The organism is Rhodobacter flavimaris (genome assembly GCF_021378075.1).
GTDB classification, from domain to species: domain Bacteria; phylum Pseudomonadota; class Alphaproteobacteria; order Rhodobacterales; family Rhodobacteraceae; genus Rhodobacter; species Rhodobacter flavimaris.
The window spans coordinates 1-18,680 of sequence record NZ_JAJUOS010000011.1 but is presented as its reverse complement, the minus strand read 5'-3'; the positions used below and the strand labels follow the sequence as shown (position 1 = coordinate 18,680).

Genomic DNA, 18,680 nt, shown 5'->3' with positions numbered 1-18,680 from the left:
GCCGCGTGGCGTCAGACGCGGGCGAGGGTGGTTTCCAGATCGCCGTAGCCGGTAAAGCGCCGCTCGTAGCGCAGGCCAAGCCGTTCGGCCGCCTCGCGCGCCTTTTCATCCAGGACGGGGTCGTTGGTCTGCGCCTGGTAGATCAGCCGGTCGTAATGCGCAAAGTAGCTGTTGCGCAGCTCGGGGTAGCGGTCGAGGCCCATCGGTTTCCAGACAAAGGCATCGAACTGGCGCACCAGGAAATCGGTCAGGTAAAAAGCGGTGAACTCGTCCTCGGCCTTGGCGGCGAAGGCCTCGTTTCCTTCAAAAAACGAATAGCAATGCGGGCCTTCGACCATCTCGACGCCCAGTTCCTTGCACTTTTCGAACAGTTGCCCGCCGGTGCCGCAATCGGCATAGACGACGAAGACATCGTCATACCGGTCGCGGTGCTTGCGCACGGCATCCTCAACGGCAGCAGTGATCTTCTCGGGCCACAGATGCAGGTTGGCGGGCAGGCAGGTCAGGTCAAGGTGATCCCATCCATTGGCCGCTTTCAGCGCGAGGATCTCGCGCGCCAGCGCGCCACAGGCGATCAGCAACACGCGGCCACGACCCGAGGGACGCATCCCCTCGGCACTCAGCGTTTCGTCGGAAATCATTCCACGCGGGCCATCAGTCGCGCGATCCCCGCGCCGATCAGTGCGGCGCTACCCACGATGGCCAGCGACAGCCCAACCGAATGGGCCAGCCAGACCGTGAGGCCTGCGGCAAGGATCGTGACAAGAATCAGCGCCAGAAAATGAGGCAGGGACATCTTCATCCTCCATCCTCTCAAGTATGGGGTCTGTGCGCGCCAAAAAAAAGGCCCCGGAAGCGAATTCCGGGGCCAATTTCGATCACTATCGCGGGCTTAGCCCATCTGGTTATGACGGCGCGCGATCATCTGCTTGGCGGTTTCCACGGCCACGGCAGCATCGCGGCAATAGGCGTCGGCACCGATGGCCTTGCCGAATTCCTCGTTCAGCGGCGCGCCGCCGACCAGGATCACATACTTGTCGCGCAGGCCCTTTTCCTTGAGCGCGTCGATCACGACCTTCATGTAGGGCATGGTCGTGGTCAGCAGGGCGGACATGCCAATGATGTCGGCGCCCTCTTTCTCGGCGGTGTCGATGTAGTTCTCGACCGGGTTGTTGATGCCCAGATCGACTACTTCGAAGCCCGCGCCCTCCATCATCATCGACACGAGGTTCTTGCCGATGTCGTGGATGTCGCCCTTCACGGTGCCGATGACCATCTTGCCCATGCGCGGCGCGCCAGTTTCAACCAAGAGCGGCTTGAGGATGGCCATGCCGCCCTTCATCGCGTTGGCGGCCAGCAGCACTTCCGGCACGAAGAGGATCCCGTCTCGGAAGTCTGCGCCGACGATGGTCATCCCGGCAACCAGCGCCTTGGTCAGGATGTCATAGGGCGTCCAGCCACGCTCGAGCAGAATCTCGACCGCCTCTTCGATTTCCTCTTTGAGGCCATCGTAGAGGTCGTCCATCATCTGGAGCACCAGCTCCTCGTCATCCAGTTCCGAGAGGATGATATCTTCTTCATCGGCCATAGCGCGGTCTCCTGATCGCTGTCTTGTTCTTGTGATGTGGGCAAAGGGCCCGGAATACTTTGCGAATTGCGACATGCTCGGCATCGGCTCCGACAGATGGGAGCGGAGAGGGGTGCCTGTTGCCGTGAATCCTCTGGTGAATGTTCTTGTTGTGTTCTAATTTGGCTGCATGAGTCTGCTGCCATTGGATCTGCCGCCTACCGACCCACGCCAGCGCCTGAAGGCGCGCGGCGCCGCCAATGCGCCCGTTGGGCGGTTCGAACCCTACCTGCGCGAGTGGGTGCATGACGGTTGGGAGATCATCGAAGAGGAGCGCCTGGTGCGCACCGAGGTCAGCGTCGAGCGGCCGCGCAGTGTGATCACCCGCAACACCAGCCCCGATGTGCCCTTCGACCGCTCGATCAACCCCTACCGGGGCTGCGAGCATGGCTGCATATACTGTTTCGCCCGGCCCTCGCATGGCTATCTTGGCCTCTCGGCGGGACTGGATTTCGAGACCAAGCTGGTCGCCCGCCCCGAGGCCCCCGTTGTGCTGGAGCGCGAGTTGCGCCGGCGCGGCAACGAGGTTGCGCCGATCGCCATCGGCACAAACACCGATCCCTACCAGCCACTCGAGGCCAAGATGGGCGTCATGCGCGGGCTGCTGGAGGTGCTGAGCGCCCATAACCACCCGGTCACCATCGTGACGCGCGGGGCGGGGGTGTTGCGCGATCTGGATATCCTGGCTGACATGGCCGCACGCAGGCTGGTGCATGTGGGGGTCAGCGTGACCACGCTCGACGCCGATCTGGCCCGCAAGATGGAGCCGCGCGCGCCTGCGCCCGCCACCCGCATCCGCATGATCCGTGAGCTCAGCCGCGCGGGCATTCCGGTGCGCGTTATGGCCGCGCCGATGATCCCCGGCCTGACCGATCACGAGCTGGAGGCGATCCTGACCGAGGCGCGCCGTGCGGGTGCCCGGGCCGCCGGGATGCTTCTGCTCCGCCTGCCGAATGAGGTGGCGCCCCTGTTCGCCGACTGGCTGGAGCGTCACGTGCCCCTGCGGGCCGAGCGGGTGCTGGGCGCGATTGCCGACATGCGCAACGGGCAGTTGAACGATCCGCGCTTCACCAGCCGGATGACGGGCGAGGGGATCGAGGCCGATCTGCTGGCGCAGCGCTTTGCCGTCTCGTGCCGCCGCCTTGGCTTCGCGCAAGACCTCGGCACGCTCGATTGCACGCGCTTTGCACCGCCGCCGAAGGCAGGCGATCAGCTGTCGCTGTTCTGAGGCGCGTTGCATCGGCTGTCCTTGGGCAAAGCGGGGCCGTTCCCAGAAGAGGCCGAGGCCCCGTCTGGGTCAAGCATTTGATGTCAGGGCTATTATCCGCGGCGGCGCGAGCGGCGCTCACGACCGGCGCCAGCATCGTCGCCGGTGCCGTCCGAGGCCGAAGAGAAAGCGCCGAGCTTGGCCGAGATTTCCTCGAGCGTGGGGCGCGGCCCGCGCGGGCGGGTTTCCAGCGCGGCGCGCATCGCCTTGAGGTGCTCGGGCATGGTGCCGCAGCAGCCGCCGATGATGGTGGCACCCGCGTCACGCGCAAGGCAAGCGTAGTCGCCCATCAGCTCGGGCGTGCCATCATAGTGGATGTGGCCGTCGTGGTATTTCGGGATGCCCGCATTGCCCTTGGCAATGATCGGGCGCTCGGTCCCGGCAGCGACGAAGCCGAGGATGGTACGCATCAGGTCCGCTGCGCCCACGCCGCAGTTGGCACCGAAGGCGAGCGGCGGGTTCGGCAGCTTTTCAACCAGCGCCGCGAGATCGGCCGAGGTCACGCCCATCATGGTGCGGCCCGCGGTGTCGAAGCTCATGGTGCCGCACCAGTCCATGCCGGCCAGGCGCGCAGCCTCGGCGGCGGCCTTGAATTCCTCGGGGGCCGAGATCGTCTCGACCCAGAGCACGTCCGCGCCGCCTTCCTTCAGGCCCTCGGCCTGTTCGTGGAACATCTCGACGGCGAGTTCATGCGTCAGCGTGCCCATCGGCGCGAAGATGTCGCCCGTCGGCCCGACCGAGCCTGCGACGACGACCGGACGGCCCGCCTTGTCGGCTACTTCGCGGCCGATCTCGGCAGCAAGGCGGTTGAGTTCCCGCACGCGGCTTTGGGCGTTGTGCAGCTTAAGACGCGAGGCGTTGCCGCCGAAGGAGTTGGTCAGGAACAGATCCGAGCCCGACTCGACCGCGCCCGAGTAGAGCTTGGCGATCCGGTCCGGGTGATCGGCGTTCCACAGTTCGGGCGGCTCGCCCGAGCTGAGGCCCATGTTGAACAGGTTGGTGCCGGTCGCGCCATCGGCCAGAAGCCAGTCGCGGGTCTCAAGAAGGCGGCTCAGGGCGTTGGTCATCGGGTGGCCTTTCGGAATCCATCTGCGCCGCGGGGGCGGCGGTTGGCGCCCCTCCTGCCATCTTTGGCCGCTTTTGGCAAATTCGTTCTCTTCAAGAAGATGATGAGCCGCGCGCAACTGCACAGGGGGGCGCAAAGAAAAACCCCCGCTGAGCGCAGCGGGGGTTTTAGAATTCTTGTGGTGCAGGCGATCAGCCGGCGGCGATCTGGGCCTTGGCCTCGGCCATGCACTCGGCCATCTTGGCGCGGATGGTGGCCTCGTCGGCCTTTCCTGCCAGATCGGCGACGAGCTTGCGGAAGACGTCGTCCTGACCGGCCTCTTCGAAGTCGGCTGCGATCAACTCGCTCGTGTAGGCCTCAAGATCCTTGCCGAGAAGGGCTGCAGCCCAGTTCGCGAGCAGCTTGGTGCAGCGAGCCTCGGCCTTGAATTGCTTTTCCGCGTCATGGGCGAATTTGCTTTCAAAGGCGTGTTCGCGATCGTCGAAAGTCGTCATCTGTCTTCCTCCCCCTCTTGCAAGGTTCCTCTTATCTTTCATATGCCCCCCAGAGGGGGCCACTGCAAGTGGCTTTCGCAGAAGTTTAACCGCTTTGAGCACGCCCCTTTGTCTTGCGGGGCGCAGCGCCTTGTCCTATAGGGGCCGAAAGGGCCCACGCGCCCGTCCCATGCCCCGATCCACCGGCTGCCGCCGATTGGGGCCCGATCCGAAACGGAGAGCACATGGCACCCCGGCGCAAGAAGATTTACGAAGGCAAGGCGAAGGTTCTCTATGAAGGCCCGGAGCCGGGAACCCTGGTCCAGTACTTCAAGGACGATGCGACCGCCTTCAACGCGCAGAAGAAGGCCACCATCGAGGGCAAGGGCGTGCTGAACAACCGCCTGTCCGAATACTTCATGACCGGGCTGACCAATATCGGCGTGCCGAACCATTTCATCCGCCGTCTGAACATGCGCGAGCAGCTGATCCGCCAGGTCGAGATCGTGCCGCTCGAGGTGATCGTGCGCAACTTTGCCGCCGGGTCGATCTCGAAGCGTCTGGGTCTGGACGAGGGCACGCCGCTGCCGCGTCCGATCGTGGAATACAGCTACAAGAACGACGCGCTTGGCGATCCGCTGGTGCCGGAGGAATACATCATCGCTTTCGGCTGGGCCAACCAGCAGGATCTCGATGATATCGTCAGCCTCGCGCTGCGCGTGAACGACTTCCTGTCGGGCGTGTTCTACGGTGTCGGCATCAAGCTGATCGACTTCAAGATCGAGATTGGTCGCGTCTGGGATGGCGATTTCATGCGCCTGATCGTCGCCGACGAGATCAGCCCGGACAGCTGCCGTCTGTGGGACATCAAGACGAACCAGAAGCTCGACAAGGACGTGTTCCGCCGGGATCTGGGATCGCTGACCGATGCCTATTCCGAGGTCGCGCGCCGTCTGGGCGTCCTGCCGACCAACGCCACCAATATCAAGCCGACCCTGATCAACTGAGGAGCTGCCCGCGATGAAAGCCCGCGTTCATGTGATGCTGAAGGATGGGGTTCTGGACCCGCAAGGTGAAGCCGTGCGCCACGCGCTCGGGCACCTCGGATTCTCGGGGGTTGAGGCCGTCCGTCAGGGCAAGGTGATCGAGTTGGACCTGGCTGCAACCGATAAGGCCGCCGCCGAGGCCGAGGTCAAGGCGATGTGCGAGAAGCTGCTCGCCAATACCGTGATCGAGAAATACACGATCGAGATCGCCTGAGGGCAAGGCCGGGGGCGCTGCCCCCGGACCCCCGGGATATTTCGACCACGTTGAATGCAGGAGCCCTTGCGATGAAAGCCGCCATCATCACCTTCCCCGGGTCGAACTGTGACCGCGATCTGGCCGATGCCTTTGCCAAGGCTGGCGCGGAGGTCGTCCGGGTCTGGCACAAGGACACCGCGCTGCCCTCGGGCGTCGATGTGATCGGGGTGCCGGGCGGGTTCTCCTATGGCGACTATCTGCGCTGCGGTGCGATTGCCTCTCGCTCGCCCATCGGGCAGGCGGTGGCGGATTTTGCCGCCAAGGGTGGCTACGTCATCGGGATTTGCAACGGCTTCCAGGTGTTGACCGAGATGGGGCTGCTGCCGGGCGCGCTGATGCGCAATGCCTCGCTCAAGTTCGTGTGCAAGCCGGTGACGCTGAAAGTGGCGACCACGGACAGCGCCTTCACCGCGCCCTATGCGAAGGGCGCCGAGGTGGTCTTCCCGGTCGCGCATCATGATGGCAACTACACCATCGACGCCGAGGGGTTGAAGGCGCTGCAGGGCGAAGACCGCGTGGCCTTCCGTTATGCGCAGAACCCCAATGGCTCGGTCGATGATATCGCGGGCGTGCTGAGCGCGAACCGCCGGGTGCTGGGCATGATGCCGCATCCCGAGCGCGCCGTGGAAGCCCAGCAGGGTGGCACCGACGGGGCGGCGCTTTTCCGCGCGTTGAGCGGGATGCTGGCCCAAGCCTGAGGTCTTAGCCTTGCCGGGGGGGCGGGGCTCACCTAAATTCGCGGCATGGCCGTAACCCCGCGCGTTCCAGATCAAAATCCACCGACCGACCCTGCCGCGTTGCGCGGCGGGCGTTGGAGGACGCGCATCGTGGGGGTGCTGATCGTCGCGCTTTGTGTCGGCGCGATGTGGGCCACCAATTTCTGGCTGACGGATCGCTTTTCCGAGACCACGCGGGTGCGCACCGAGCTGCGTCTCGCGCTATATACCGGCAATATCATGTCGGAGTTGCAGCGCACCTCGGTCGTGCCGCTGCTGCTGGCGCGTGACCCGGCGCTGGCGAACGCGCTTGAGTCGGGGGATTACTCGAAGACATCGGCCACGCTGATCTCGGCCAAGCAGGATGTGGCGGCGGCCTCGATCCGGCTGCTGGATGCGAGCGGGCGCACTGTCGCCTCGACCAACCGGCATCTGATCGGGACGAGCTATTCGACCGCGCCGTTCTTCGTTGAGGGGCTGCGTTCACGCGAGACGATCTTTACCGCGACGACCCGCGAAACCGGGGGGACTGAGTTCAACTATTCCCGCGCGCTGGTGGCCGACGGACGCGTAGTCGGGGTGATCGTCGTTGAGGCGGAGCTGGCCAAGTTCGAGCGAGCCTGGGCCGGGATCTCGGATGCTGTTGCGGTGACAGACAGCGAAGGGCGCATCATCCTGACGACCGAGCCGAAGTGGCGCGGGCTGACCATGGGTGAGGCGCTGGCGCGCCGCGATGCGCCAACCGCGATTCAGCGCGCGCTGCAGGCGACGGCGGACTGGGCGAACGATGCCCCCGACGCCTATCTGCGCGGTCAGGCAGTGATGCGAACCGAGACGCGCATTCCCTTCCGCGGCTGGCGCATGACCGCCTTCACGAGCTACGAGTCGGTGCGCGAGCGCGTGAACGCGGTGCTTGCACTAGAGATCATGGGCTTCGCGATTCTGCTCGCGCTGGCCTTCTATTGGCTGTCGCGGCGCGCGCGAGTGCAATCGGCGCGCTACCGGCGCGAGTCCGCCGAGTTGCGCGCGCTGAACGCGCGGCTTTCGCGCGAGATCGCCGAGCGGGAGCGGGTGCAGAAGGATCTGGCGGTGGCCGAGCAGACGCTGGCGCAGTCCTCGAAACTGGCGGCCCTGGGCGAGATGTCGGCGGCGGTCAGTCACGAATTGAACCAACCGCTGGCGGCGATGAAGACCTATCTTGCCGGTGCGCGCCTGCTGTTGCAGCGCAATCGCAGCGAGGAGGCGCTAAGCTCGTTCCAGCGCATCGACGACCTGATCGAGCGGATGGGCGCGATCACCCGGCAGCTCAAGTCCTATGCGCGCAAGGGTGGTGAGGCTTTCGAGCCCGTCGATCTGCGCGCGGCAATCAGCTCGGCGCTGGCGATGATGGAGCCGCAGCTGAAAGCGCGTACGGTGCGCATCACCCGGACCATGACGCGCGAGCAGGTGATGGTGCTGGCGGACCGCATCCGGCTGGAGCAGGTGATCATCAACCTGCTACGCAATGCGCTGGATGCCACAAAAGCGGTGGCCGATCCGCAGATCGAATTGATCCTGGCGGCGGGCGAGACCGCTGTGCTGAGCGTGCGCGACAACGGGCCGGGGCTGAGCGACCTGGAGAAGCTGTTCGAGCCGTTCTGGACCACGAAGAAACCGGGGGAGGGGACGGGCCTCGGCCTTGCGATCTCTTCCTCGATCGTAAGCGATTTCGGCGGTCGTTTGACCGCCCATAATGCCGAGGGCGGCGGGGCTGTGTTCGAGATGCAGCTGCCGCTTCTGTCGGAAGCGAAACTGAAGACCGCGCCGGGTGGCGCGGAGGCTGCGGAGTAAAGCATGGCACGGATGATGAAAGTGGCGATCGTCGATGACGAAGAGGATATGCGCCAGTCGGTCAGCCAGTGGCTTGCGCTGTCGGGGTTCGATACCGAAACCTACGCCTGTGCGGAAGATGCGCTGAAGGTGATCGGTGCGGATTGGCCGGGCGTCGTGATCTCGGATATCCGTATGCCGGGGATGGACGGAATGGCATTCCTCAAGCGCCTGATGGGCATCGACTCGGGCCTGCCGGTCATCATGATCACCGGGCATGGCGATGTGCCGATGGCGGTCGAGGCGATGCGTTTGGGCGCCATGGACTTCATGGAAAAGCCCTTCAACCCGGACCGGATGACGGAACTTGCCAAGCGCGCCACGCAGATGCGGCGCATGACGCTCGACAGCCGTGCGCTGCGGCGCGATCTGGCCGAGGGCAGTCAGGTGATGGGCAAGCTGATCGGCACCTCGGCACCGATGGAGCGGCTGCGCGAGGACATCCTCGACCTCAGCCAGGCGGACGGGCATGTGCTGATCGATGGCGAGACGGGGACGGGCAAGACCCTCGTGGCGCATGCGCTGCATGCGACCGGGCCGCGTGCGGGCAAGAAATTCGTGGTCGTGAGTTGCGCGGCCTATACCGAAGACGTTCTGGCCGCGCGTCTCTTCGGCCCGGTCGAAGATGGCCTGCCGCTGGTCGAGGAGGCGCGCGGCGGCACCTTGGTGCTTGAGGATGTCGAGGCGCTGTCCTCGGCCCTGCAGGCCCGGCTTCTGCAATTCATCAGCGATCAGGGGACACCGGCCGAAACCCGGATCATCGCGATCTGCAATGCGCATGGCGAGGGGCGCACGCTCGAGGATGCGCTGCGGCCCGATCTGTTCTTCCGCCTTGCGGCGCTCAAGATCACCTTGCCGCCGCTGCGCGCGCGCGGCGAGGACATCCTGACCCTCTTCAATCGCCTCTCCGAGCAGTTCGCCGAGGAATACGGCTGCGACGCGCCCGAGGTGACCGCTCAGGAGGCCGCGCAGCTGCTCCAGGCGCCTTGGCCGGGGAACGTGCGCCAGCTCATCAACGTGGCCGAGCGGGCCGTGCTGCAATCGCGCCGCGGCACCGGCTCGATCGCCTCGCTCCTGATGGCCGAGAACGAAGAGGCTGGCCCGGCAATGACGACCGAAGGAAAGCCGTTGAAGGAGTATGTCGAGAGCTTCGAGAAGATGCTGATCGACAACACGATGCGGCGGCACAAGGGCTCGATTTCGGCGGTGATGGAAGAACTCTGCCTGCCACGCCGGACCCTGAACGAGAAGATGGCCAAATACGGGTTGCAGCGCCAAGATTACATCTGACGCAGGAGGGGGCGCTGCCCCCTCGGCCCGTTGGGCCTCGCCCCCGGGATATTTTTGCCACGTTGAGGGAAAGAGGTTCCCGGCATTTCAATGTGGTTCAAATATCCCGGGGGAGCGCGTCAGCGCGGGGGCAGGGCCCCCATTCACAGGCGGAAATGTGCGAACCGGTCTGACGAAAAAGCGATTGTCTTTGGCGCCACCCCAAGGCTATTGTCGGAAATATGTCGGTGAGACGCACGTTTTTGGACGTTCTCGCCCACGGAATTCGCTGATTTCCGGTTTCGAAGGTATCGCACAGCCGTGCCTGTTTCCGGGTCAACCGATTGGCCGCAAGGCCGTAGTCATGCCCAAAGGTCTTGAAAAGCCTGGGGTTTCAGTTGGGTGACGGGCCTCGGGTCCGCGCTTGGGAAGAACCGCGATGACGCGTGGAGGCACAGTGCAGGTGAGGACGGGCAGCCCCTTGGGCGCCCGCCCCTGCTTGGTCTCGAACGCGTTCGCCTCAAACAAAAACCACGTTGGACGCGTCTTGCCCTCAAGGACAAGACGCCGATCGGCGTGTGGAAACAGGATTAATGGCAAAGAAGATGCTTATCGATGCCACTCATGCGGAAGAAACCCGCGTGGTGGTGGTGGACGGCAACAAGGTCGAGGAGTTCGACTTTGAAACTATCAACAAACGGCAGCTGGCTGGGAACATTTATCTGGCAAAAGTGACGCGGGTGGAGCCTTCGCTCCAGGCCGCTTTTGTCGATTATGGCGGGAACCGCCACGGCTTCCTCGCCTTCGCTGAAATTCACCCCGATTATTACCAGATCCCGGTAGCCGACCGTCAGGCGCTGCTCGAAGAGGAGCGGCTTGCCGCCGAGGCCGAAGAGGCTGAGGAGCGCAACCGCAGCTCGCGTCGGTCGCGTTCGCGTTCACGTAGCGGCGGGGCCAAGGCCGAAAAGGCGGCTGACGCTGATGCCGTCGTGCGCTCGGAAGATATTCCGGGCATGGCGGTCGTCGATCTCGAGGGCGATGCGGCCCCCGAGGAGGCTGTCGAAGAACCGGTGATCGACGCGGTCGAGGCCGATGCTGTCGATGCTCAGGAAACGGCTGCAACCGAAGACACCGTTGAAGCCGTGGCCGATATCGTCGAGTTGCAGGAAGCTGCCGAAGAGGCGGACGACGCTGACGAAGAGGCGCACGACCACGACCATGATCACCACGCCCACCCGACTGATGACGAGATTGAATCCGTCGCCGAGGAGGACGTGCAGGAAGAGATCCGCGCTCCGCGCAAGCCGCGTGCGCGCCGCTACAAGATCCAGGAAGTGATCAAGGTGCGCCAGATCATGCTGGTGCAGGTCGTCAAGGAAGAGCGTGGCAACAAGGGCGCGGCCCTGACCACCTATCTCAGCCTTGCCGGTCGTTACTGCGTGCTGATGCCCAACACCGCGCGCGGTGGTGGCATCTCGCGCAAGATCACCAATGCGGCCGACCGCAAGAAGCTCAAGGAAATCGCCGGTGAGATGGAGGTGCCGCAGGGCGCCGGGCTGATTATCCGCACCGCGGGCGCGCAGCGCACCAAGACCGAGATCCGCCGCGACTATGAATACCTCATGCGCCTTTGGGAACAGATCCGCGAGCTGACCATGAAGTCTGTCGCGCCGGCGCCGATCTACGAGGAAGGCGACCTGATCAAGCGCTCAATCCGCGACCTCTACTCGAAAGAGATCGACGAGGTGCTGGTCGAAGGCGAGCGCGGCTATCGCGTGGCCAAGGATTTCATGAAGATGATCATGCCGTCCCACGCCAAGAACGTGAAGCATTATAACGAGCAGCTGACGCTGTTCGCGCGCTTCCAGGTGGAAAGCTACCTCAGCTCGATGTTCAACCCGGTCGTGCAGCTCAAGTCGGGCGGCTATATCGTGATCGGCGTGACCGAGGCGCTGGTGGCGATCGACGTGAACTCGGGCCGGGCCACAAAAGAGGGCTCGATCGAGGACACCGCGCTCAAGACCAACCTTGAGGCCGCCGACGAGGTCGCCCGCCAGTTGCGTCTGCGCGACTTGGCTGGCCTGATCGTCATCGACTTCATCGACATGGAAGAGCGCAAGAACAACGCGGCCGTCGAGAAGCGCATGAAAGAGCGCCTTAAGACCGATCGCGCGCGCATCCAGGTGGGTCGCATCTCGGGCTTTGGCCTGCTGGAGATGAGCCGTCAGCGCCTGCGTCCGGGGATGCTGGAATCTACCACGCAGCCTTGCCCGCATTGCCATGGCACGGGCCTCATCCGCTCGGATGACAGCCTTGCGCTGCAGGTTCTGCGCGCCATCGAGGAAGAGGGCACCCGCAAGCGTTCGCGCGAAGTGCTAGTGAAGTGCCCCGTGGCCGTTGCCAACTACCTGATGAACGCCAAGCGCGAGCATATCGCCGGGATCGAGGCGCGTTACGGCATGGCCGTGCGGATCGAGGCCGACCCGTCGCTGGTCAGCCCCGATTTCTCGATCGAGAAGTTCAAGACCGCGACGCGGATCGTCCCCGAGGTGCAAAGCCCGGTGGTCTCTGCCTCGGCTGAACTGATGGCCGAGATTGACGAGGAAGATCTGGTCGAAGAGGCCGAAGAGGTCGAAGAGGAAGAAGCCGAGGTTGCCTCGGGGCAGCCTGCGGCCAGCGCCGATGATCAACCGCGCAAGAAAAAGCGCCGCCGTCGCCGCAAGAAGAAGAACGGTAACGGCGCCAATCCCGAGGCGGGCGATGGCTCGGAGGCCGGTGACGACGGCGACGATGATGACGTCGCAGATGGTTCGGACGAGGATGGCGATGCCGAGGATGCGGCTCGTGCTGCCGCCGCGGCCGAACTGGCCGAGGTGAGCCAGCCCGAGGCCGCGCCTTCGGCCGAGGAACCGGCAGTCGAGCCCGTCGCCGAGGAAGCGCCGAAGAAGCGCGCGTCGCGTTCGCGCAAGAAGGCCGAGGATGGCGAGGCGCCCGCCAAGACCAGCCGCTCGCGCAAGACCGCCGAGGATGGCGAGGTTGCAGCGAAGAAGACCACGCGCTCGCGCAAGAAGCCCGCAGCTCCGGTTGAGGCCGGTACGCCCGAGGAGCCCGCGGTCCCGCCGCAGGAGGCTCCGGTCGAGCAGCCCTCGGAAACCCCGGTCGCGCCGCCTGTCGAAACGCCCGTTGAAGCTCCGGTCGAGATGCCCGACGCGCCGCAGGAAGCCCCGATCGAAGCGCCTGTGGAACTGCCGGAGGCCCCGATGGTCGAGCTTGAAAGCGCCTCGGTCGAGCCCGTCGTCGAAGACGGACCGTCCAAGCCCAAGCGCCGCGGCTGGTGGTCTTCTGGTAGCTAAGAAAAGATCAGATCGCCGGGCCCAAGCGCCCGGCGGTTTTCATTTCAGCAGGTTACTTGCGGATACGATAGCGTTTGATGCGGCCTTGGTCTTCGGCCTTGATCAAGCTGTGGCCCGCCTGCACACAGAAATGTGGAACATCGATCCAACTGGCGCCATCGGTCGCCTCAAGCAGGACACATGCGCCTGCGGGCAGGGATTCGAGTACCTTGCGCAGGCGCAGGACTGGAAGCGGGCACAGCAGGCCCTTGGCGTCGATATATGTCTCGGTCTCCATGCATCCGCGCTAGCCTGCCCGCGATCATTTGTCCACGCGCTTGTGACCGACGGGCAGGTGACGCGCCGCTATGGCGGTGCTATGGGGGGGCATGTTCGGAATTGATCTCATCGACGCCGCCTTCCTGCCCGCCGCGCTGGTCGCACTGGTAGCGGGGCTGCTTTCGTTCCTAAGCCCCTGCGTTCTGCCCATCGTGCCGCCCTATCTGGCCTATATGGGCGGGGTAAGCATGGGCGATCTGCGCGAGGGCAAGCGCTCGGCCGCCGTCCCGGCGCTGTTCTTCGTGCTGGGACTTTCGACCGTCTTCCTGTTCATGGGGTTCGCGGCATCAGCCTTCGGGCGGTTCTTCCTGCAAAACCAGGAACTGTTTGGGCGTATCTCGGGCGTCGTGATCATCGCGCTTGGATTTCACTTCCTGGGCCTCTACCGTATTCCGCTGCTGGACCGAGAGGCACGCCTGAACGCCGGGGACCAGGGCGGATCGAGCCTCGGTGCCTACGTTCTTGGCCTTGCCTTCGCTTTTGGCTGGACGCCCTGTATTGGGCCGCAGCTTGGCGCGATTTTGTCGATCGCCGCCTCGGGTGGTGACCTCGCGCGTGGAACCGGCCTGCTGGCGGTCTATGCGCTTGGCCTTGGTATCCCGTTCTTGCTCGCCGCGCTTTTCATTCAACGCGCGATGGGGGTCATGAACCGTATCAAGCGCCACATGGGGCTGATCGAGAAAGCGATGGGCGGGTTGCTGGTCGTCGTGGGGCTGCTTCTTCTGACCAACGCATTCTCGGCCATCAGCTTCTGGCTGCTCGAAACCTTCCCGGGACTCGCCAGCCTCGGCTGAGCGGACAAGGGGGCGCTGCCCCCTCGCGCTTTGCGCTCACCCCCGGGATATTTTATCCACATTGAGGGGGAAGGTGCTTTCTCCTTGTCCAAATACCTCGGGGGTGAGGCCGCAGGCCGAGGGGGCAGCGCCCCCTATTCCGCCCAATCGGGTCTGCGCTTTTCGATGAAGGCCTGAAGCCCCTCGGCCGTGTCGCGCCAGAGCATGTTTTCAACCATCACGCCTGCCGCATGGTCGTAAGCGGCGGCGAGGTCGAGGGTGATCTGGTCGTAGAAGGCACGCTTGCCGATCTTGACGGCGGCGGAGAGCTTGCCCGCGACGGTTTCGGCGAGGCGTGAGGTTTCTGCATCGAGCGCGTCATGCGGGACAATTCGGTTGATCAGGCCAACCTCGCGTGCGCGGGGTGTGTCGATGAACTCGCCGGTTGTGAGCATCTCGAAGGCCACTTTCCGTGGGACATTGCGCGATAGTGCAACCATCGGGGTCGAGCAGAAGAGACCGATATTCACCCCGTTCACACCAAAGCGCGTGCCCTCGGCCGCCACCGCCATGTCGCAGGAAGCGACAAGCTGGCAGCCCGCTGCCGTGGCAATCCCGTGGACCTCGGCAATGACGGGCTGGGGCAGGGCGGGGATCATCTGCATCACCTCGGCGCAGCGCGCGAAGAGGTCGGCGAAATAGGCGCGACCCTTGTCTTCGGCCTGGCGCCCGGCCTGCATCTCTTTCAGGTCGTGCCCCGCGCAGAAGGCCTTTCCAGCGCCCTTTAGCACGACGACCCGGATCGCCTTATCCGCCGCGATTTCGGTGAAGCGCGCCTTCAGTGCAGCTAGCATCGCGTCGGACAGCGCGTTCAGGCTGCCCGGTGAATTCATCGTCAAATGCGCGATGACGCCACGTCGTTCGAGTTCGACAAGATCCGTCATTGAAAACCTCCCTGTTGAGCGGAAGTCTAGGGGCAGGGAGTGCGGAGAGGGAAGATGCAACTGAAAATGGACGCTACGTCACTTGAGGCTTTCATCGCGCGGGAGTTCCCGCAGGTGGCGCAGGATTTCTCGGTCGATGAGGTGGGCGAGGAGCTTGTCGTACGTATGCATGTGGATGATCGGCACCTGCGGCCGGGCGGCACGGTGTCGGGGCCGAACATGTTCGCTCTGGCCGATGTCGGGATCTACCTTGCGATACTGAGTCGCCTTGGTCCGGTCGCTCTGGCGGTGACGACGGGGGCCAGCATCGACTTCATGCGCAAGCCCGAGTCGGGGCGGGATCTGGTGGCAAAGGTGCGATTGCTCAAACTGGGTCGCGTTCTGGCGGTCGGGGACGTGTTGATCTACTCGGACGGGCAGACAGAACCGGTGGCGCGGGCTTCGATGACCTATTCCATCCCGCCAATTCGGGGAGAGGCGCCGGAATCGGGTGAGAAATAAGTCTGTCGATTTGGGGTATTTTAATACCTATTTTGCAATGCATTGATAATGCTTGTAAAAATTGCACGTATGGCGCTTGATTTTCATCTTCGGATGCACGAAAAGCCCGCATCCGAATTCCACAACCCGTTCAAGGGCGATCTACAATGAAAACCTATACCGCGAAACCGGCGGAGATCGAAAAGAAGTGGATCCTGATCGACGCCGAGGGCGTCGTTCTGGGCCGCCTCGCCACGATCGTTGCCATGCGTCTGCGTGGCAAGCACAAGCCGACCTTCACCCCCCACATGGACATGGGTGACAACGTCATCATCATCAACGCCGACAAGGTGCAGATGACCGGCAACAAGCGTGAAGACAAGCGCTACTACTGGCACACCGGCCACCCGGGCGGCATCAAGCACCGCACCGCGCGCCAGGTTCTCGAAGGCGCCCACCCGGAGCGCGTCGTGATCAAGGCCGTCGAGCGCATGATCTCGCGCAACCGTCTTGGCCGTCAGCAGATGTCGAACCTGCGCGTCTATGCCGGTACCGAGCATCCGCATGAAGCCCAACAGCCCGAAGTTCTCGACGTCAAAGTCCTGAACAAGAAGAACACCCGGAGCTAATCATGTCCGATATCAAATCCCTCGACGATCTGAAGTCGGCCGTTTCGGGCACCGCCGCTGTGGCCGTTGCCGAAGCCGGTCCGCGTGAGCCCGTCCGTGACGCACTGGGCCGTTCCTACGCCACCGGCAAGCGTAAAGACGCTGTCGCCCGCGTTTGGGTCAAGCCCGGTTCGGGCAAGATCATCGTGAACGGCAAGGAGATGAACGTCTACTTCGCCCGTCCGGTGCTGCAGCTGATCGTGAACCAGCCGTTCGGCGTTGCTGGCGTTGAAGGCCAGTTCGACGTCTATGCGACCGTCGCTGGCGGTGGCCTCTCGGGTCAGGCCGGTGCGGTGAAGCACGGCATCTCGAAAGCGCTCCAGCTGTTCGAACCCTCGCTGCGCGCGCCGCTGAAGGCCGCTGGTTTCCTGACCCGCGACTCGCGCGTTGTGGAACGTAAGAAATACGGTAAGGCCAAAGCCCGCCGTTCGTTCCAGTTCTCGAAGCGCTGATCTTCGCGAATTTGCTTTCGGAAAACGCGGTCCCTCGGGGCCGCGTTTTTCTTTTGCCAACGTCGCGGGTCTAAGAAGACGCGAACCGTTTTCATCCGGGCCATGTTAGGCTAAGGACGGGAAAACAACACAAAGGACCCGACATGTCCGTTTCCATGCTTTCCACCTTCGTCAAGCCGATGCACCGCGAGGGCCGCAAGTTCGTCGCCATCGCTGCCGGTATCACGCTGGTGCTGTTCTTGATCTGCGAATACCTTGGCTGGATCGGTGTCGGTCTGACTGTTTGGGTCTATTACTTCTTCCGCGATCCGGTGCGGATGACGCCCACGCGCGAGGGGCTGATGATCTCGCCCGCGGACGGGGTCGTCTCGCTGCTCGAACCCGCCGTGCCGCCGGCAGAGCTGGGGCTGGGCGATCAGCCGATGACGCGGATTTCGGTCTTCATGTCGGTGTTCAACTGCCATGTGAATCGCCTGCCGCTGGCGGGTCGGATCACCAAGGTCGCCTACCGGCCCGGCAAGTTCCTCAATGCCTCGCTCGATAAGGCAAGCTCGGACAATGAGCGTAACGGCCTTGCCGTGCAGATCGCAGACGGGCGCAGCTATGGCGTGGTGCAGATCGCGGGCCTCGTGGCGCGGCGCATCCTGTGCGAGGTCAAGGAGGGGCAGGAGTTGCTGACCGGCGAACGCTTCGGTCTGATCCGCTTTGGCTCGCGCCTCGATATCTACCTGCCCGACGGGGTGGAGCCTCAGGTCTGCATCGGTCAGACCATGATCGCGGGCGAAACTGTTCTGGCCGACCTGCAATCGAGCGAGCCCGCGCGTAGCGGCGGCATTCGCTGAGGAGGTCGTGATGGAGCCGCGCGAACGCGAGCAGATGCCGTTCCTGCTGTTGTTGCCGAATCTGGTGACGATTGCGGGTATGTGCCTCGGGCTGACCTCGATCCGTTTCACGATGGTGGGCAAGTTCGAAACGGCCGTGGTGCTGCTGATTCTGGCGGCTCTGATCGACGGGCTCGACGGATTGATCGCGCGGCGGTTGCGGGCGACATCGGATTTCGGCGCAGAGCTGGACAGTCTGTCTGACTTTCTGTGCTTCGGCGTGGCACCGGGCCTGCTGCTCTATCGCTTCGCCATGGGCGAGGCGAATGCGCTTGGCTGGGTCTTCGTGCTGATCTTCGCAGCCGCCGGTTGTCTGCGCTTGGCGCGCTTCAACGTGACGCGCGGCGAGGCCGGGGCGGGCAAGACCCATTTCACCGGCGTTCCGGCACCTGCGGGCGCGATGCTGGCGCTTTTGCCGGTGTTCCTGAGCCTCGCGAACCTGGTCGAGACCCGTGAGGCCCCCTTCGGCGCGGCGCTCTGGCTGGGGCTGGTGGGGCTTTTGATGATTTCGCGAGTCCCGACCTTCTCGCCCAAGTCGATGCGGGTGCCCCGCTGGGGCGTCGGTGTGCTGCTGATGGGCACGGCGATTGCCATGGGGCTAATGTTCACGCGCATCTGGCTGCTGATGGCCCTGCTCGACCTGATCTATGTGGCGATGCTGGTGCCGGGGATCTGGAGAATGCGCGGACGTATCCTGCGCTGAACGTATGAGGGGGCCGGGTCAGAGATGATCCGGCCCCTTTGATTCCAGCCGATCGTAATGTGCCGGTGGGCGAGTCGTTTTGACCCGCCGAAGTATGGGGCAGGGGGCGCGCCTCGTCTCGCAGATCGTTGTCAAGCAGAGGGCCTGTTCGCGTTTTGCCCAAGTTTTCCACGGTGTTTTGCCGGTCGTCGAAAAAAAATGACGGTTTTGCGAAAATTCCTCTTGCGGTCCCCCCGCACTATCCGTAAAACGCCCTTCACCGACGCGGCAGACGCCGCAGCGGGACGCCAGACGGTCCGAGCCAAGAGCAACGATCCGAAAGCAACAAAAAACTCAGGTTGAGCGGCCATCCAGCGCCCAGTATGGGCTGCGATGGTTCGTTTTGGCCTGACGCTCTTTGACATTGATGGATATCTGAAGAGATATGCGGGCGGTTTGGTCGGTTTCGACGTTTAACCGTAGCATATCGGGTCACTAGGTTTCGGCCGATGATGTGATTGTCAGCTTCACTGTTTGTGA

General features: G+C 63.7%; 19 protein-coding genes and 1 pseudogene. 13 read left to right on the top strand and 7 right to left on the bottom strand.

Features of this window, described 5'->3' with window-relative positions:
* Nucleotides 1-11: 11 nt before the first annotated feature.
* From LZA78_RS13825 to LZA78_RS13815, 3 genes are all read right to left on the bottom strand, one after another.
* Nucleotides 12-641: a DUF1638 domain-containing protein gene (locus LZA78_RS13825; protein WP_233677508.1), complete on the bottom strand. Its 630-nt coding sequence runs from the start codon at nt 639-641 to the stop codon at nt 12-14.
* Nucleotides 638-796 carry a hypothetical protein gene (locus LZA78_RS13820; protein WP_233677507.1) on the bottom strand — a complete coding sequence of 53 codons (159 nt, stop codon included), beginning with the start codon at nt 794-796 and terminating at the stop codon, nt 638-640. The genes LZA78_RS13825 and LZA78_RS13820 overlap by 4 nt, the downstream gene beginning before the upstream one ends.
* A gap of 96 nt (nt 797-892) precedes the next feature.
* Nucleotides 893-1,588: a corrinoid protein gene (locus LZA78_RS13815; RefSeq protein ID WP_233677506.1), complete on the bottom strand. Its 696-nt coding sequence runs from the start codon at nt 1,586-1,588 to the stop codon at nt 893-895.
* 169 nt (nt 1,589-1,757) lie between these two features.
* On the opposite strand from LZA78_RS13815, the gene LZA78_RS13810 reads away from it, so the two are divergent.
* A complete protein-coding gene (locus LZA78_RS13810; RefSeq protein ID WP_233677505.1) occupies nt 1,758-2,855 on the top strand; it encodes a PA0069 family radical SAM protein in 1,098 nt (365 codons plus the stop codon).
* A gap of 92 nt (nt 2,856-2,947) precedes the next feature.
* Here LZA78_RS13810 and bmt read toward each other — a convergent pair whose 3' ends face one another.
* Together bmt and LZA78_RS13800 are read right to left on the bottom strand one after the other, a co-directional pair.
* The gene (gene bmt / locus LZA78_RS13805; protein ID WP_233677504.1) at nt 2,948-3,961 is read right to left on the bottom strand and encodes a betaine--homocysteine S-methyltransferase; all 1,014 of its coding nucleotides are present in this window, start codon (nt 3,959-3,961) and stop codon (nt 2,948-2,950) included.
* Between the two features lie 190 nt (nt 3,962-4,151).
* Entirely contained in the window at nt 4,152-4,454 is a 303-nt protein-coding gene (locus LZA78_RS13800; protein WP_233677503.1) for a DUF1476 domain-containing protein, read from the bottom strand.
* Nucleotides 4,455-4,678: 224 nt separating this feature from the next.
* Here LZA78_RS13800 and purC point away from each other — a divergent pair, with 224 nt between their 5' ends.
* The 6 genes from purC (at nt 4,679) to LZA78_RS13770 (ending at nt 12,942) form a co-directional block, all read left to right on the top strand.
* Nucleotides 4,679-5,440 carry a phosphoribosylaminoimidazolesuccinocarboxamide synthase gene (purC, locus tag LZA78_RS13795; protein ID WP_233677502.1) on the top strand — a complete coding sequence of 254 codons (762 nt, stop codon included), beginning with the start codon at nt 4,679-4,681 and terminating at the stop codon, nt 5,438-5,440.
* A gap of 13 nt (nt 5,441-5,453) precedes the next feature.
* The gene (gene purS / locus LZA78_RS13790; RefSeq protein ID WP_233677501.1) at nt 5,454-5,693 is read left to right on the top strand and encodes a phosphoribosylformylglycinamidine synthase subunit PurS; all 240 of its coding nucleotides are present in this window, start codon (nt 5,454-5,456) and stop codon (nt 5,691-5,693) included.
* Nucleotides 5,694-5,764: 71 nt separating this feature from the next.
* Nucleotides 5,765-6,433 (top strand): phosphoribosylformylglycinamidine synthase subunit PurQ, encoded by a 669-nt coding sequence (gene purQ / locus LZA78_RS13785; RefSeq protein ID WP_233677500.1) that lies wholly within the window; start codon nt 5,765-5,767, stop codon nt 6,431-6,433.
* 45 nt (nt 6,434-6,478) lie between these two features.
* The gene (locus LZA78_RS13780; protein ID WP_438811080.1) at nt 6,479-8,281 is read left to right on the top strand and encodes a sensor histidine kinase; all 1,803 of its coding nucleotides are present in this window, start codon (nt 6,479-6,481) and stop codon (nt 8,279-8,281) included.
* Between the two features lie 3 nt (nt 8,282-8,284).
* Nucleotides 8,285-9,610: a sigma-54-dependent transcriptional regulator gene (locus tag LZA78_RS13775; RefSeq protein ID WP_233677499.1), complete on the top strand. Its 1,326-nt coding sequence runs from the start codon at nt 8,285-8,287 to the stop codon at nt 9,608-9,610.
* Between the two features lie 572 nt (nt 9,611-10,182).
* On the top strand, nt 10,183-12,942 hold the full coding sequence (locus LZA78_RS13770) for a ribonuclease E/G (protein ID WP_233677498.1): 2,760 nt from the start codon (nt 10,183-10,185) through the stop codon (nt 12,940-12,942).
* Between the two features lie 52 nt (nt 12,943-12,994).
* Here the strand turns inward: LZA78_RS13770 and LZA78_RS13765 are convergent, their stop codons facing one another.
* Nucleotides 12,995-13,219, bottom strand: coding sequence for a sulfurtransferase TusA family protein (locus LZA78_RS13765; RefSeq protein ID WP_233677497.1), 225 nt, complete (start codon nt 13,217-13,219; stop codon nt 12,995-12,997).
* A gap of 91 nt (nt 13,220-13,310) precedes the next feature.
* On the opposite strand from LZA78_RS13765, the gene LZA78_RS13760 reads away from it, so the two are divergent.
* Nucleotides 13,311-14,054 (top strand): cytochrome c biogenesis CcdA family protein, encoded by a 744-nt coding sequence (locus LZA78_RS13760; RefSeq protein ID WP_233677496.1) that lies wholly within the window; start codon nt 13,311-13,313, stop codon nt 14,052-14,054.
* A 134-nt stretch (nt 14,055-14,188) separates the two neighbouring features.
* Here LZA78_RS13760 and LZA78_RS13755 read toward each other — a convergent pair whose 3' ends face one another.
* A complete protein-coding gene (locus LZA78_RS13755) occupies nt 14,189-14,977 on the bottom strand; it encodes an enoyl-CoA hydratase (protein WP_233677495.1) in 789 nt (262 codons plus the stop codon).
* A gap of 54 nt (nt 14,978-15,031) precedes the next feature.
* Between LZA78_RS13755 and LZA78_RS13750 the strand changes: the two genes are divergently transcribed.
* From LZA78_RS13750 to pssA, 5 genes and pseudogenes are all read left to right on the top strand, one after another.
* Nucleotides 15,032-15,478, top strand: coding sequence for a PaaI family thioesterase (locus LZA78_RS13750; RefSeq protein WP_233677494.1), 447 nt, complete (start codon nt 15,032-15,034; stop codon nt 15,476-15,478).
* A gap of 146 nt (nt 15,479-15,624) precedes the next feature.
* Nucleotides 15,625-16,086 (top strand): 50S ribosomal protein L13, encoded by a 462-nt coding sequence (gene rplM, locus LZA78_RS13745; RefSeq protein ID WP_233677493.1) that lies wholly within the window; start codon nt 15,625-15,627, stop codon nt 16,084-16,086.
* A 2-nt stretch (nt 16,087-16,088) separates the two neighbouring features.
* The gene (gene rpsI / locus LZA78_RS13740; RefSeq protein WP_233677492.1) at nt 16,089-16,577 is read left to right on the top strand and encodes a 30S ribosomal protein S9; all 489 of its coding nucleotides are present in this window, start codon (nt 16,089-16,091) and stop codon (nt 16,575-16,577) included.
* Between the two features lie 137 nt (nt 16,578-16,714).
* Nucleotides 16,715-17,419, top strand: a pseudogene (locus tag LZA78_RS13735) (phosphatidylserine decarboxylase); the annotation flags it as partial.
* 10 nt (nt 17,420-17,429) lie between these two features.
* Nucleotides 17,430-18,161: a CDP-diacylglycerol--serine O-phosphatidyltransferase gene (pssA, locus tag LZA78_RS13730; protein WP_233677490.1), complete on the top strand. Its 732-nt coding sequence runs from the start codon at nt 17,430-17,432 to the stop codon at nt 18,159-18,161.
* Nucleotides 18,162-18,680 lie beyond the last annotated feature (519 nt).